Annotated in this window: 9 protein-coding genes; 7 read left to right on the top strand and 2 right to left on the bottom strand. The window is 64.9% G+C overall.

What is annotated here, in order from left to right:
- Window positions 1-40 precede the first annotated feature (40 nt).
- The 5 genes from bioB (at window position 41) to htpX (ending at window position 4863) form a co-directional block, all read left to right on the top strand.
- Window positions 41-1129, top strand: a complete 1089-nt coding sequence (gene bioB / locus OKC29_RS06580) for a biotin synthase BioB (RefSeq protein WP_045790256.1) — start codon at window positions 41-43, stop codon at window positions 1127-1129.
- On the top strand, window positions 1126-2322 hold the full coding sequence (gene bioF / locus OKC29_RS06585; RefSeq protein ID WP_073349580.1) for an 8-amino-7-oxononanoate synthase: 1197 nt from the start codon (window positions 1126-1128) through the stop codon (window positions 2320-2322). The genes bioB and bioF overlap by 4 nt, the downstream gene beginning before the upstream one ends.
- Window positions 2312-3115, top strand: coding sequence for a malonyl-ACP O-methyltransferase BioC (bioC, locus tag OKC29_RS06590; RefSeq protein WP_073349581.1), 804 nt, complete (start codon window positions 2312-2314; stop codon window positions 3113-3115). The genes bioF and bioC overlap by 11 nt, the downstream gene beginning before the upstream one ends.
- An 82-nt stretch (window positions 3116-3197) precedes the next feature.
- On the top strand, window positions 3198-3878 hold the full coding sequence (gene bioD / locus OKC29_RS06595) for a dethiobiotin synthase (protein WP_073349582.1): 681 nt from the start codon (window positions 3198-3200) through the stop codon (window positions 3876-3878).
- 112 nt (window positions 3879-3990) lie between these two features.
- Window positions 3991-4863: a protease HtpX gene (gene htpX, locus OKC29_RS06600; RefSeq protein ID WP_011705391.1), complete on the top strand. Its 873-nt coding sequence runs from the start codon at window positions 3991-3993 to the stop codon at window positions 4861-4863.
- 59 nt (window positions 4864-4922) lie between these two features.
- On the opposite strand, the gene OKC29_RS06605 is transcribed toward htpX, so the two are convergent.
- Both OKC29_RS06605 and OKC29_RS06610 read right to left on the bottom strand, forming a co-directional pair.
- Window positions 4923-6635 (bottom strand): methyl-accepting chemotaxis protein, encoded by a 1713-nt coding sequence (locus tag OKC29_RS06605; protein ID WP_073349583.1) that lies wholly within the window; start codon window positions 6633-6635, stop codon window positions 4923-4925.
- 222 nt (window positions 6636-6857) lie between these two features.
- Window positions 6858-8672 (bottom strand): MOSC N-terminal beta barrel domain-containing protein, encoded by a 1815-nt coding sequence (locus OKC29_RS06610; protein WP_162275648.1) that lies wholly within the window; start codon window positions 8670-8672, stop codon window positions 6858-6860.
- A 390-nt stretch (window positions 8673-9062) separates the two neighbouring features.
- Here OKC29_RS06610 and OKC29_RS06615 point away from each other — a divergent pair, with 390 nt between their 5' ends.
- On the top strand, window positions 9063-10709 hold the full coding sequence (locus tag OKC29_RS06615) for an NAD(P)-binding protein (protein WP_073349585.1): 1647 nt from the start codon (window positions 9063-9065) through the stop codon (window positions 10707-10709).
- Window positions 10706-14281: a pyruvate:ferredoxin (flavodoxin) oxidoreductase gene (gene nifJ / locus OKC29_RS06620; protein WP_073349586.1), complete on the top strand. Its 3576-nt coding sequence runs from the start codon at window positions 10706-10708 to the stop codon at window positions 14279-14281. The genes OKC29_RS06615 and nifJ overlap by 4 nt, the downstream gene beginning before the upstream one ends.
- Window positions 14282-14440: the final 159 nt, after the last annotated feature.

Consider the following 14440-nt stretch of genomic DNA (forward strand, 5'->3'; position numbering starts at 1 on the left):
GGCGGCGCAGGATCCCACTTATAACAATTGGAAGCCATGTATGAATGCTGTCACCGCGGGCGCTCAAGCCCTTCGTCACGACTGGACCCTCGCCGAGGTTCAGGCCCTGTTTGCCCTGCCATTCAACGATCTGCTGTTCCGGGCCCAGACCGTCCACCGCGCCCATTTCGACCCGAACGAAGTACAGGTGAGCACCTTGCTCTCCATCAAGACCGGTGCCTGCCCGGAGGATTGCAAGTACTGCCCCCAGAGCGCCCGTTATCACACTGGCCTTGAGGCCGAGCGGCTGATGGAGGTGGAGAAAGTGCTGGAGCGGGCCCGCGAAGCCAAGGCCAACGGCTCGTCCCGTTTCTGCATGGGGGCCGCCTGGCGCAACCCCAAAGAGAAGGACATGCCCTATATCCTGCGGATGATCGAAGAGGTACGCGGGCTCGGCATGGAGACCTGCATGACGCTCGGGATGCTCACCGCCGATCAGGCGGCGCGCCTCGGTGCCGCCGGCCTTGACTACTACAACCACAACCTCGACACCTCGCCGGAGTTTTACGGCGACATCATCACCACCCGCACCTATCAGGATCGGCTCGATACCCTGGAGCATGTGCGCGGCGCCGGCATGAAGGTCTGCTCCGGCGGTATCGTCGGCATGGGCGAGCAGGCAAAAGATCGGGCAGGCCTCTTGATGGCGCTCGCCAACCTGCCGCGCCACCCGGAGAGCGTGCCCATCAACATGCTGGTCAAGGTGAAGGGAACGCCGCTGGAGAACCAGGAGAACCTCGATCCATTCGAATTCATCCGCACCATCGCCGTGGCGCGCATCATGATGCCGGCTTCCCACGTGCGCCTCTCCGCCGGGCGGGAGAAGATGAACGAGCAGATGCAGGCCATGTGCTTTATGGCGGGGGCCAACTCCATCTTCTACGGCTGCAAGCTGCTGACCACCCCCAACCCGGACGAGAACAGCGACATGCAGCTGTTCAAGCGGCTCGGCATTCGCCCCGCCCAGCGGGCCCAGAAGCCGGATCAGGTTCAAGAGGAGGAGCTGCTGGCAGAGGTGAGTCGCCAGAGCGAGCCCGCCGAGATGTTTTATGATGCCACCCGCCCCCGTGCAGGGGCCGCGCGGTCATGAACGGCCCTGCAGTAACGGGCCCCTTTGGGTTGAGCGCGGCGCTCTCCGAACGCGAGCAGGCAGGCCTGCTGCGCAGCCGCATCGCGACCGACGGGGCGAGTGGCGGACTGCTCAGGGTGGCCGGGTGCGATTACCTCAACTTTTCCGCCAACGACTATCTGGGGCTTGCCGGTCACCCCGCCATCAAGACTGCCTTCCAGGAGGGGATTGATCGCTATGGTGCAGGCGCCGGCGCCTCGCCGCTGGTGACCGGTTACAGCTGTGCCCACCAAGAACTTGAGGAGACCCTGGCCGAGTGGCTCGGGGTGGAGGCGGTGCTGCTCTTCAACTGCGGTTTTTCCGCCAATCAGGCGGTGCTCAAGGCCCTGCTTGGCAAGGATCACCTGCTGTGGCAGGACAAACTCAACCACGCCTCCCTGCAGGAGATGGGCAGCCAGCTCCCCTGCAAGATGAAGCGCTTCGGCCACAACGACATGGCGGCCCTTGAGCGTCAGCTTGAGCCAAGTCGAGGCTTGATCGTCTCGGAGGGGGTGTTCAGCATGGACGGGGATCAGGCCCCCTGGCCTGAACTTGCGACATTGGCAGCCCAAAGCGGCAACTGGCTGATGATCGACGATGCCCACGGTCTCGGTGTATTGGGGCCACAAGGGCGCGGCACCTTGGCGGCGCAGGGGGTGAACCCGGCCTGCGTGCACATCCAGATGGGCACCCTCGGCAAGGCGCTCGGGGTGGCTGGCGCCTTTGTGGGCGGCAGCCGCGAGCTGGTGGCGTATCTGGTCAACTTCGCCCGCCACTATGTCTACAGCACCCATATGCCGGCTGCCCAGGCCTGCGCGGTGCGCCAGAGCATCGAACTGGTGCGCGCCGCCGATGAGGAACGTGCCCAGCTTGGCCAGCTGATCGCCCGTTTTCGGCAAGGGGCACAGGCGCTGGGCTGGCAACTCGGGGCCAGCGCTACCCCCATCCAGCCGCTGCTGGTAGGGGAGAGCGGTGCAGCCCTGCAACTGGCCGAGCGGCTGCGCGAACGCGGCATCTGGGCTGGCGCCATCCGCCCGCCCACGGTACCGGTCGGTACGGCGCGGCTGCGTATCACTCTGAGCGCCGCTCACCGCGAACAGGATGTGGATCGGCTGCTCGATGCCCTCGGCCCCTGCCCGGCGGACGACGAGAGAGGGGGCAGTCATGCTGCATGAGCGTTTTCAGGCGGTCGACAAGGCCCAGCTTGCCCGCCGTTTCGGCGCCGCCGCCCGTCACTACGACGCCCACGCCCGCTTCCAGCAGGAGGTGGGACAGGCGCTGCTGGTACGGATGAGTGCGGCGGGTATGCATGAGGGGCTGGAAGGTCGCGGGCTCGATCTGGGCTGCGGTACCGGCTTCTTTCTGCCGGCGTTGGCCGGGCGTTGCAACGAGCTGACCGGGCTGGATCTGGCTCCCGGCATGCTGGCGCAGGCCGCCCTTCGCGGCAGCGGCGCCCGTCTGCTGTGCGGCGATGCCGAGCAGCTCCCCTTTGCCGACGAGACATTTGACTGGGTCTTCTCCAGCCTGGCGCTGCAGTGGTGCGAGCGCCCGGTCCAGGCCTTTGCCGAGCTGCACCGGGTGCTCAAACCCGGCGGCCGGCTGCTGTTCTCCACCCTGCTGGCCGAGTCGCTCTGGCAATTGCGTGAGGCCTGGCGCACGGTTGACGAGTGTGATCATGTCAATCGCTTCCTCAGCCTGCCACAATTGCAGCATGCCATTGCCGCCGGTGGTTTTGCCGCCCCGGTGCTGGAGAGCCTGACCTGGTCGCTCGGCTACCCCGAACTCAACGGCTTGCTGCGCGATCTCAAGGGGATCGGCGCCAGCCAGGTCAATGACGAGCGTCATACCGGACTGAGCAGTCGCCAGCGTCTGCAGCGCCTGAGCCAGGCCTATGAAGCCCATCGCCAACCGGACGGCCTGCTGGCCGCCAGTTATCAGGTGTGCCTCGGCCAGCTGATCCGCCGTTAACCGGTCTCATGGGCCGAGAGAATTGAGAAGCAGCTGCCCGCCATCGCGAGCCTGGGCAGCGGCCCCGTATTGAGGAGTCATCATGGTTAAATCCTTCTTCGTCACCGGCACCGATACCGATGTGGGCAAGACGCTGGTCGCCCGCACCCTGTTGCTGGAATTCGCCGCACACGGTATTCGCTGCGCCGGTTACAAGCCCATCTCAGCCGGCTGTGCCCGCACCCCGGACGGGCTGCGCAATCTTGATGCCGTGCTGCTGCAGGAGGCGGCGAGCCTGCCGCTGCCCTACGATCTGGTCAATCCCTACGCCTACGAGCCGCCCATCGCGCCCCATATCGCCGCCAGCGAAGCGCGCGATGCCATTACCCTGAAGGGGCTGTCGGACGGGCTGCGCCAGATTGAACAGGCGGGGGCCGAGCTGGTGGTGGTGGAGGGGGCGGGGGGCTGGTTCCTGCCGCTGGATCGCAAACATCTGCTGTCGGACTGGGTCAAGCAGGAGAACATGCCGGTGATCATGGTGGTGGGGGCCAAACTGGGCTGTCTCAACCATGCCCTGCTCACCTTCGCCGCCATTCGCAACAACAACCTGCCGGTCGCGGGCTGGGTCATCAACCGGCTGCACGGCTCCATGAGCCACTATCAGGAAAACCTGGACACCCTGCGGAGCTTGCTGCCGGCCCCGTTTTTGGGTGAAATACCCTTTGTAAACAATCCGCTCGAGGCTGATCTGCGCGGGCGACTCGACATTTCGCCCCTGCTCTGAATCCGACATTCAGCGAACATTCATAGAAACTGTCTATTATGCGTGACAGGTGTGGCCCGACCGGCAGCGAACTGGTGACGGGCCACGCGTCCATATCTCACAAGGAGTCAATATGAAGCGAATTATGCTATTCCTGGTGACCAACCTGGCCGTCATGCTGGTGCTGGGGGTGGTACTCAATATCCTGTTCTCGGTTCTGGGGATCAACAAGTCCAGCATTTCCGGTCTGTTGGTGTTCTGCGCCGTGTTCGGTTTTGGGGGTTCCTTTATCTCCTTGCTGATGTCCAAGTGGATGGCCAAGCGCAGCTATGGCGTCCAGGTCATCGAGCAACCCCGTAACGAGACCGAGCACTGGCTGGTCAGTACCGTGGCCCGTCAGGCCCGTGAAGCGGGCATCAAGATGCCGGAAGTGGGGATCTACGACTCCCCCGAGATGAACGCCTTCGCCACCGGCGCCCGCCGTGACGACTCGCTGGTCGCCGTGTCGTCCGGTCTGCTCTACAGCATGAGCCGTGACGAGGCGGAAGCCGTGCTGGCCCACGAGGTGAGCCACGTGGCCAACGGCGACATGGTGACCCTGACCCTGATCCAGGGGGTGGTGAACACCTTCGTGATGTTCTTCGCCCGCATCGTGGCCGGCGTCATCAGCAACTTCTTCAGCTCCAACAACGACGAAGAGAGCAGCAGCACCGGCGGTTTTGCCTACATGATCACCGTGTTCGTGCTGGAGATGCTGTTCGGCGTGCTGGCCTCCATCATCGTGATGTGGTTCAGCCGTCAGCGTGAATTCCGCGCCGACGCCGGTGCCGCCAAGCTGGCCGGCCGCGACAAGATGATCGCCGCCCTTCAGCGCCTCTCCCGCGGTGCCGAGCCGCAGCTGGAAGGCTCCATGATGGCGTTCGGCATCAACGGCAAACGCTCCATGAGCGAGCTGTTCATGAGCCACCCGCCCATCGAGCAGCGCATCGCCGCCCTGCGCGGTTAAGCGTACCGTACCAATGAAAACGGCTGCCCTCGGGCAGCCGTTTTGCTTTGTGCACGCAGCTACAGCTTGAAGTGGGCCATCTCCTGGCGCAGCAGCCGTGACAGCTGCTTGAGCTTGGCCGCCTCCTGCGAGACGTGGCGGGCTGCGTCCCCCGACTGCTCGGAGAGGGAGGTGATGTTGCCGACGGTGGAGACCACCTCGTTGGCTGCGGTGGACTGCTCGCGCAGGGTGTGGCTGATCTCCCCCATCAGGCCGGTCAGGTTGGCGGCGTGGTTCTGGATGCTGGCGATGGCCTCGCCGGTCTGGCTGGCCAGGCTCACCCCGCGGGAGACATTGTTGACCGTGTTCTCCATGCTGCGGATGGAGGCATCCGCCCCGCTCTGGATCTTGCCGATCATGCCGGTGATCTGCTGGGTGGAGGCGGCCGAGCGGCTGGCGAGGTTGCGCACCTCGTCGGCCACCACCGCAAAGCCGCGCCCCTGCTCGCCGGCCCGGGCCGCCTCGATGGCGGCGTTGAGGGCCAGCAGGTTGGTCTGATCGGCGATGCCACGGATCACCTCGATGATCTCCGAGATCTGCTGGGTATGGCTGTTGAGATCCGCGATGCTGCTGGCGGCATTGGAGACGGTATCCGAGATGCTCTGGATGCTGTCGAGGGTCTGCTTGATGACCCCGGAGCCTTCCGCCAGGGTGTTGGCGGAGACCTTGCTCAGCTCGTCGGCGTGGGTGGCGTTGTCAGAGAGATGGCTGATGCTTACCACCAGCTCCTCGATGGCGGCTGCCATGGTCTGGGTGCTGGTCTGCTGGGAGGTGGCGAACTGGGCGGTCTGCTCCGCTATCTGGGCGATGCTGTCGGCCGAACCGGAGAGCTCCTCGCTGGAGTGGGAGACCTGGGCGATGATCCCCTTGAGGGTACCCTGCATGGTGGCGAGCAGGCCGATCAGACTCTCCTTGGCACCGGCCGGCACCTTGATCGGCTGGGAGAAGTCCCCCTCGGCCAGGTGGTTGAGATCGCTTCTGAGCTGGTCGACCGAGGTGCCGACCAGGTCGAGCAGCGCCTTGTAGGTGCGCCAGAGGAAGAACATCAACACCAGACCCAGCGCGATGAACAGGTAGCGCAGCATGGCGGACTGGCTGGCGGCATCGTCCACCGCCTGCTGGGTGCGGTGTTCCATCAGGACGTAGAAGTCGTCGATGGGGGACATGATGCGTCCCTTGTTCTGGTGATAGGCCTTGTCATGCATCATGGCGATGGCCTTTTGCTGGTTGGCGACCAGATCGCCGTCTGTCTGCTGCACCAGCTTGAAGGCGGCCACCTCGGTGTTGACCAGGGCATCCGAGTTGTTCTTGGCCTCGTTGAGCTTGGCCAGCTCCTCCTCGGTAAAGCCGGTGTCCTTCATCAGGTCGATGAGGCCACGGCGCACCTGGCTGTCGGGCCGCGGGTTCTGGCCGTTGGCGGCGACGAAGTCCCAGTAGATGCGGTTGTAGCCCTGCGGCCGGTTCTGCTCCCCGTTGCGAATGGCCAGGATCCGCATGTACTGCTGTTCGTAGGCCGGATCCTTGGTGATCACGTAGGTGCGGCCGAGGCGGGTCAGGTCGTCGGAGGATTGCCGCAGTTCATCGGCCAGCAGATAGGATTGATAGCGTTGCTGATAGCTCTGCTCGAGTTGCGTTCCTGACCAGCTGTAGGCAAAAAATACCAGCGACAGCAGGATCAGGGTGACGACGGAGAGCAGCAGGTTGAGCTGAAAGGCGGGTCTGTTCTGTTCCATGGTTTGAGCGTCCTTATTCTCACCGGATAACCCCCTTGGTCAGACGGCAAAGGCCGCTACGTCGGAGGGGTTTTGTTGTTGTTGCTGTGAGTATAGGAGCGGGGCCCGGCAAGGTTGCGGGGGGTTGGAGAAAAGGTGGAGGCGAGGGAGAGCGTACCGAAACAGGGAGAAAACGGCCGGGAGCGGGCACCCGGCCGGTGGGGTTATCGCTGCTCGATCACCTTATTTGATGACAAGGTCGGTGAGCGGCACGGCGCAGCAGGTGAGGATCTTGCCCTCGGCCCGTTCGGCGGCGGTGATGGCCGGGGCATCGGGGTGATCCACCTCGCCCGCGAGCAGGGTCTGCTTGCAGCTGCCGCAGATGCCGGCGCGGCAGCTCCAGGGCAGATCCACCCCTTGCTTGTGGGCCTGATCCAGCACGGTACCCTGATTGTTGCCGGCAAAACTCTGCTTGCCGATGCGCAGTTGCACCGCCTGGTGGGGGCGGGCCACCGAGAGGATGGCGCCGCCAAAGCTCTCCTGACGGATCCGCTCGGCAGGCACGCCCAGGGCGGCCAGTCTGGCGGCCGCATCGGCCATAAAGCCGTGAGGGCCGCAGATAAACACCTCCCGTTCGGCGAGCTGCTTGACCTGTTTGAGGTGCTCATCGCCGAGTCGCCCTGTGAGCCCCTGCCAGTGCGTATCGGGCTGGCTCAGGATCAGGGTGAGGGTCATCCCCTGCTGCGCCAGGGCGTGCAGTTCGCTGGCGGCGGGAATGTCCGCCTCGCTGCGGCACAGGTGCATAAAGTGCACATCGCCGAGCTCCCCGCGCAAGGCCAGAGTGCGGGCAATGGAGAGCATGGGAGTCACCCCCGAGCCTGCCGAGAGCAGCAGCAGGGAGCGCCCGGAGCCTAAGTGAAACTCACCGGCCGGCGCTGCGGCCAGCAACTTGTCACCGGGTTGCAACTGCTGGTGCAGCCAGTGGGAGATGCGACCGCCCCCCACCTTCTTGACGCTGATGCTGTAACGCTCGGGCCGCTCAGGTGTGGAGCTCAGGGTATAGCGGCGCTGCAGACGCTCGCGCCGCAGACCGAGGCCAATGTCCAGGCTGATGGGCAGATGCTGGCCCGGCAGGTAGTCGGGCAGGGGCTCGCCATCGGCCGTTTCGAACCAGAAAGTCTCCAGATCCCGCGCCAGCGGCTCGCGAGCCACGCACACCAGCTCCCGTTTTTTCGGGGCCGCGTTGGGGTAGACGGGTGCGCGGGCGCGCTCCAGCACCTCAATCTCGCTGCCCGCCTCAATCCAGCCCTCGTTGAGGGCCACCAGGTTCTGGCCGAAGTAGACCTCGCCATCCTCGCCGCGCCGGTAGCGGGTGAGGGTGGCCAGCGGCTCCTTGAGGGCATTGAAGCGATCCGTGCCCGGCTCCACCGTGGTCATGATGCAGCGGCTGCAGGGCTTGGCGACCCGAAACTCCACCTCGCCGATGCGGATCCGCTTCCAGCCGTCCTCCTCGAAGGGGAGGGTGCCGCTCGCCACCAGGTTGGTACGAAACTGGCTCATCTGGTGCAGCGCGTCGGATCTCAGGTTGAGATCCTCCAAAGAGGCTTGGCTTATCAGCAGCAGCGGATAGCCGTCGGCAAAACTGACCCGGGTGCCGGTCTTCTCCCGAAAGCGGGCGGACTCTTCACCGAGCCAGAGCAGCTGAACCGGCTCCCCCGCCACCTGGCTCAGCCACTGATCGGCCCGGGGCTGGGTCTGCAGGGCGCTGAAGCTGTCGCTCCAGACCCCGGTAGCCCTAGGAGTGCGGGAAAACTCCCGCTCTTGCAGGATGAGGGGGTCAAGGCCCGGATAGCGCAGCTGCAGACCGCCCTCGATGGGGGTGGCGACCACCTGCTGCAACTGGGGATGGGTGCGGGCGGTGATGAAGCTGCCGTCCGGTTTGACCACCATGTAGCGGCGATCCCCCTGCAGCCCCTCTTCGGTGACCAGGGCGCGGGTCAGTGGCATGCCTGCCGTCGACTTGATGGGATAGAGATGAATGCTGGCGAGCTTGGGCATGGCCGGGTCCTTGTGCTGTGGTGGTTCCAGTGCAGGAGACAAGATAACGGGAGCTGTTCCGTGCAGCAATCGTTGCAGCGGGGCGGCCTGATGCGCCCGGCTCACGGGGCCCGAGAACGGCGTGGCGTTGCTTGCGGGGCGCGAGCCCGAGCGGTGACTCCTGCAGAAGGGCAAGATGTTACACGGGTCACGTTGTGCACTCCATACCTCATAAAGTGCAACATTTTTTGATCCTGATCCGTCATTCGGTACACAAATCAGTCCATTATCGAGTCAGCTTCCAGTTTCTAACGCTTTCGCTTCTTCCCTCTCCGGCCACCGTCTGCCCAGGCAAAACGGTATCAAGCGCCATCGGATGGGGCCTGTCACACAAAAAGAAGAAAGCAATGTATGAGCAAACAACTGGATATGACCCCACAGCCGGATCTCTCCCAGAAAACGGGAACAGGCCCGGTGCGTACCCGGCTACCCGTTTGGCGGCCTGCCCTGCCACCTTGCAACCATGCCTGCCCGGCTGGCGAGAACATCCAGGCCTGGCTTGCCCTGGCCGAAGCGGGCCGCTTTGAGGCGGCCTGGCAACGACTGATCGAAGAAAATCCCCTGCCTGCAGTCCACGGGCGGGTCTGTTATCACCCCTGCGAAACGGCCTGCAACCGCGCTCAGGTGGATGATGCCGTCTCCATTCACGCCATCGAGCGCTTCCTCGGCGACGAGGCGCTGGCCCGTGGCTGGCAGCCTGCGCCGCCCGCGCCCGCCAGCGGCAAGAAGGTGCTGGTGATCGGTGCCGGTCCCTCCGGCCTTTCTTGTGCCTGGCACCTCAACCGGCTTGGCCATCAGGTAGAGATCCGCGAGGCGGGCCCGCTCGCCGGCGGCATGCTGCGCTTCGGCATTCCCGCCTACCGCCTGCCCCGTGACATGCTGGACAGGGAGGTGGCCCGCATCGTCGCCGCCGGGGTGACCCTGACCCTCAACCACAAGGTGGAAGACGTGCTCAAGGCGCGCGACGAGGGGGGCTTTGACGCCGTCTTCATGGCCATCGGCGCCCATCTGGCCAAGCGGGTCGACATTCCTGCCCGCGAGGCGGGCAAGATCCTCGATGCGGTGAGCTTCCTCGAGCAGGCCAGCCTGGCGGAGGAGAAAGGCTTGCCGCCACCCAAGCTGGGACGACGGGTAGCCATCTACGGCGGCGGCAACACCGCCATGGACGCGGCCCGCACCGCCCGCCGCCTCGGGGTCGAGGAGGCGATGATCATCTACCGCCGTGACCGGGATCATATGCCGGCCCACGCCTTCGAAGCCGATGAGGCCGAGGAGGAGGGGATCAAGATCAACTGGCTGCGCACCATCCGCCAGCTCGACAGCACCAATATCGAAGTGGAGGTGATGGCGCTGGATGCCGAGGGCAAGCCGGTGCCCACCGGCCAGTTTGAAACCCTCGAAGCGGACTCCCTCATTCTGGCGCTGGGTCAGGAGGTGGACTTGAGCGTGCTGGAGAGCATCCCTGGCGTGCGGGTCAACAAGGAGGGGGTGGTGCAGGTTGGCGAGAACCTGATGACGGACGTGCCGGGTCTGTTTGCCGGCGGTGACATGGTGCCCTCCGAACGCACCGTCACCATCGCCACCGGCCATGGCAAGAAGGCGGCGCGCCACATGGATGCCTGGCTGCGCGGTCGCCTCTATCACAAGCCGCTCTCCTACCCGCTGGTGGGGCCCGAGCAGTTGCAGCTCTGGTTCCAGACCCATGCTCCCGCCAGCAGCCAGCCGGTCAAACCGCCCTCGGCGCGGGACGACTTTGGCGAGATCATCGGCGGACTGGACGAGACGGCGGCCCGCTACGAGGCGGCGCGCTGCTACTCCTGTGGCAACTGCTTCGAGTGCGACGGCTGTTATGGCAGCTGCCCCGAGCAGGCCATCGCCAAGCTGGGGCCGGGTCTGGGGTATCAGGTGGATGCCGAACTCTGCACCGGTTGCGGTGCCTGCCATGACCAGTGCCCCTGCCATGCCATCGAGTTGCGCCAACCGGAGGAGTCCCAATGAAACATGAATTGATCATGGTCGACGGCAACGAAGCCGCGGCCCAGGTGGCGTATCAGCTGAGCGAAGTGTGTGCCATCTACCCCATCACTCCGAGCTCGACCATGGCCGAACTGGCCGACGCCTGGGCGGCGGAGGGGCAGACCAACCTGTGGGGCAACATCCCCACGGTGGTGGAGATGCAGAGTGAAGGGGGAGCGGCCGGCACGGTGCACGGCGCCCTGCAGGCGGGGGCGCTGGCCACCACCTTCACCGCCAGCCAGGGGCTGATGCTGATGCTGCCCAACATGTACAAGATCGCCGGCGAATTGACCTCGGCGGTGTTCCATGTGGCGGCCCGATCCTTGGCGGCGCAGGGGCTGTCGATTTTTGGCGACCATCAGGACGTGATGGCGGCGCGCAGCACCGGTTTTGCCATGCTTGCCTCCGGCTCGGTGCAGGAGGCGCAGGACCTGGCCCTGGTCGCCCACAGCGTCACCCTGCAGTGCCGGGTGCCTTTCATTCACTTCTTCGACGGGTTCCGCACCTCCCACGAGGTGAACAAGATCACTGCGCTGCACAAAGATGAGATCCGCGCCCTTATCGACAACGACTGGGTACGCGCCCACCGTGCGCGGGCGCTCAACCCCGATCATCCGGTGATGCGCGGCACCGCCCAGAACCCCGACACCTATTTCCAGTCCCGCGAGAGCGTCAACCCCTTCTATGAAGCGGTACCGGCGCGGGTGCAGCAGTGCATGGAGAGCCTCGGCGAGCTGACCGGCCGCCACTACCGGTTGGTGGAGTATCACGGCGCCCCCGATGCCACCGATGTCATCGTGCTGATGGGCTCGGGGGCGGCCACCGCCCGTACTACGGTGGATTGGCTCAACCAGCAGGATCGCAAGACCGGGGTGCTGGTCATTCGCCTCTATCGCCCCTTCCCGGTACAGGCGCTGCTCGATGCGCTGCCCGCCAGCGTGCGGCGCATGGCGGTGCTGGATCGCACCAAGGAGCCGGGCGCCGGTGGCGAGCCGCTGCTGCTGGATGTGCAGAGCGCCCTCATCGATGGCTTGCAGCGCGGCCTTATCAAGCGGTTGCCGTGGCTCAGTGGTGGTCGCTACGGCCTCTCTTCCAAAGAGTTCACCCCCGCCATGTGTGCGGCGGTATTCGAGGAGCTGGCATCCGATGCGCCGCGCCCGCGCTTTACCGTGGGGATAGTGGACGATGTGTCGGGCCTCAGTCTGGCCTGGCACCCCATCGGCGATCTGGAGCCTGCCAGCCGGGTGCGGGCGCTGTTCTTCGGCCTCGGCGCCGACGGCACAGTCGGTGCCAACAAGAACAGCATCAAGATCATCGGCGAGCTGGAGGGCTTCCACGCCCAGGGCTACTTCGTCTACGACTCCAAGAAGTCGGGCTCGCGCACCGTCTCCCACCTGCGCTTCGGCCCCGAGCCCATCGACGCCCCCTGGCTTATCGAGCAGGCGAGCTTTATCGGTTGCCACCAGTGGGGCTTTGTCGAATCTGTGGATCTGCTGGAGTTCGCCGCCGAAGGGGCGACCCTGCTGCTCAATGCTCCCCATGAGCCTGACCGGGTCTGGGCCGAGCTGCCCGAGCGGCTGCGCGCCCGCATCCGCGCCCTCGACATCCAGCTCTACTGCATCGACGGCGATCGGGTCGCCGAGCGCAACGGCATGGGCAATCGCATCAACACCATCATGCAGACCTGCTTCTTCGCCCTGGCCGGCATCTTGCCGCGGGACGAGGCGATCGCCCTTATCAAGGAGAGCATCGAGAAGAGCTATGCCCGCAAGGGGCCCGAGGTGGTGGCGCGCAACTTCGCGGCGGTGGATGACACCCTGGCCCATCTACACCGGGTGGTCATTCCAGCCGGTGAGGAGCAGCTCAGCGACTATCCGCTGCCGCTGGCACCCGGCGGCAGCGAGTTTGTCCAGCGCGTCACCGGCGAGATGCTGGCGGGGCGCGGCGATCGCATCCCGGTCTCCATGCTGCCGGTAGATGGCACTTACCCCACCGCCACCAGCCGCTTCGAGAAGCGGGATATCGCCCGCGAGATCCCCACCTGGCACTCCGATATCTGCATCCAGTGCGGCAACTGCGTCTTCGTCTGCCCCCATGCGGCGCTGCGAGCCAAGTTCTACCATCAGGACTGGCTGGCGAGCGCCCCCGAGGCCGCCCAGTCGGTGCCCGTCACCGCCAAGGGCTTCCCCGACAGTCGCTACACCCTGCAGCTCTATCCGGAGGATTGCACCGGCTGCGGCCAGTGCGTGCAGGCCTGTCCGGTGCGGGTCGGAGCGGATGAAAACGGTGAGGGCGAGCGGGCCATCGCCATGATGGACAAGGCGCCGCACCTCGCCGGCCAGAAACAGGCGCTGCGCTGGTTCGAGAGCCTGCCATGGCCGGCCCGCGAGCGGGTGGATTTCTCCACCGTGCGCGGCACCCAGTTCCTCGAACCCCTGTTCGAGTTCTCCGGCGCCTGCGCCGGCTGTGGCGAGACCCCCTATCTCAAGCTGCTGACCCAGCTGTTTGGTGACCGCATGCTGGTGGCCAACGCCACCGGTTGCTCCTCCATCTACGGCGGCAACCTGCCGACCACCCCCTGGGCCAAGAACGGCGAAGGGAAGGGGCCGGCCTGGTCGAATTCCCTGTTCGAGGACAACGCCGAGTTTGGCTTTGGTTTTCGCCTCACCGCCGATCAGCACCACGGTCAGGCGGTGGCAGCCTTGCAGGCGATGAAGGGGGAGATCGGGATCGAGCTGGTGGAGACGCTGGTCAGCGCCCCGCAGCGGCTGGAGTCGGAGATCCGCGCCCAGCGCACCCGGGTGGCGCAAGTGCGCGAGCGGCTGGAGGAGGTGAAATCCGGCAAGGCCCGCGAGCTGCTGTCACTCATCGATCAGCTGGTGCGCCGCTCGGTCTGGATCATCGGTGGCGATGGCTGGGCCTATGACATCGGCTCGGCGGGGCTCGATCACGTGCTCGCTTCCGGGCGCGATGTGAACGTGCTGGTGATGGATACCGAGGTCTACTCCAACACCGGCGGCCAGATGTCGAAATCGACCCCGCTCGGTGCCGTCGCCAAGTTCGCTGCGGGGGGCAAGACGCTGGCCAAGAAGGATGTAGCTTTGCAGGCCATCTCCTATGGCAACGTCTATGTTGCCCGTATCGCCTTCGGTGCCAATCCGCAGCAGGCGCTGCAGGCCCTGCGGGAGGCGGAGGCCTATCCGGGCCCGTCGCTCATCATCGCTTACAGCCACTGCATCGCCCACGGCATCGACATGGAATTTGGCCTGACCCAGCAAAAACGCGCCGTGGCCTCCGGTCACTGGCCGCTGATGCGCTACAACCCGGTACTGCGCAGTGCGGGGCAGAACCCCTTCAGCCTTGACAGCCTGCGCCCCTCCATCCCCCTTGCGGAATATCGGCAGGAGGAGACCCGTTATCGGGTGCTGGCCCAGAGCCATCCACAGGAGGCTGAGCGGTTGATGCAGGTGGCGCAACAAGTGGCGTGGCAGAAGTGGGCCACCTACGAGGAGATGGCCACCCGCGAGGCCAGCCATTTCCATCCGCCGGTGTGATGATTGGGTTAACTCTACATAAAACGAAGCGGGCCACTGGCCCGCTTTTTTATGGGATGGGAAAATGCTGTTGATATATTAACTAGGAAATATTTCTGGATGAAACCTACAAAGGTTTTTTTCTGAAAAACAATAACCCTTCATTCTTAGAGTAAATTG

The organism is Aeromonas sp. QDB34, from assembly GCF_027705405.1.
GTDB classification, from domain to species: domain Bacteria; phylum Pseudomonadota; class Gammaproteobacteria; order Enterobacterales; family Aeromonadaceae; genus Aeromonas; species Aeromonas hydrophila.

What these genes read in the sequence shown, in the direction of transcription:
- htpX (WP_011705391.1), top strand. Translation starts at nt 3,991, where the DNA reads ATGAAGCGAATTATGCTATTCCTGGTGACCAACCTGGCCGTCATGCTG.
- bioB (WP_045790256.1), top strand. Translation starts at nt 41, where the DNA reads ATGAATGCTGTCACCGCGGGCGCTCAAGCCCTTCGTCACGACTGGACC.
- OKC29_RS06610 (WP_162275648.1), bottom strand. Translation starts at nt 8,672, where the DNA reads ATGCCCAAGCTCGCCAGCATTCATCTCTATCCCATCAAGTCGACGGCA.
- bioD (WP_073349582.1), top strand. Translation starts at nt 3,198, where the DNA reads ATGGTTAAATCCTTCTTCGTCACCGGCACCGATACCGATGTGGGCAAG.
- OKC29_RS06615 (WP_073349585.1), top strand. Translation starts at nt 9,063, where the DNA reads ATGAGCAAACAACTGGATATGACCCCACAGCCGGATCTCTCCCAGAAA.
- bioC (WP_073349581.1), top strand. Translation starts at nt 2,312, where the DNA reads ATGCTGCATGAGCGTTTTCAGGCGGTCGACAAGGCCCAGCTTGCCCGC.
- OKC29_RS06605 (WP_073349583.1), bottom strand. Translation starts at nt 6,635, where the DNA reads ATGGAACAGAACAGACCCGCCTTTCAGCTCAACCTGCTGCTCTCCGTC.
- bioF (WP_073349580.1), top strand. Translation starts at nt 1,126, where the DNA reads ATGAACGGCCCTGCAGTAACGGGCCCCTTTGGGTTGAGCGCGGCGCTC.
- nifJ (WP_073349586.1), top strand. Translation starts at nt 10,706, where the DNA reads ATGAAACATGAATTGATCATGGTCGACGGCAACGAAGCCGCGGCCCAG.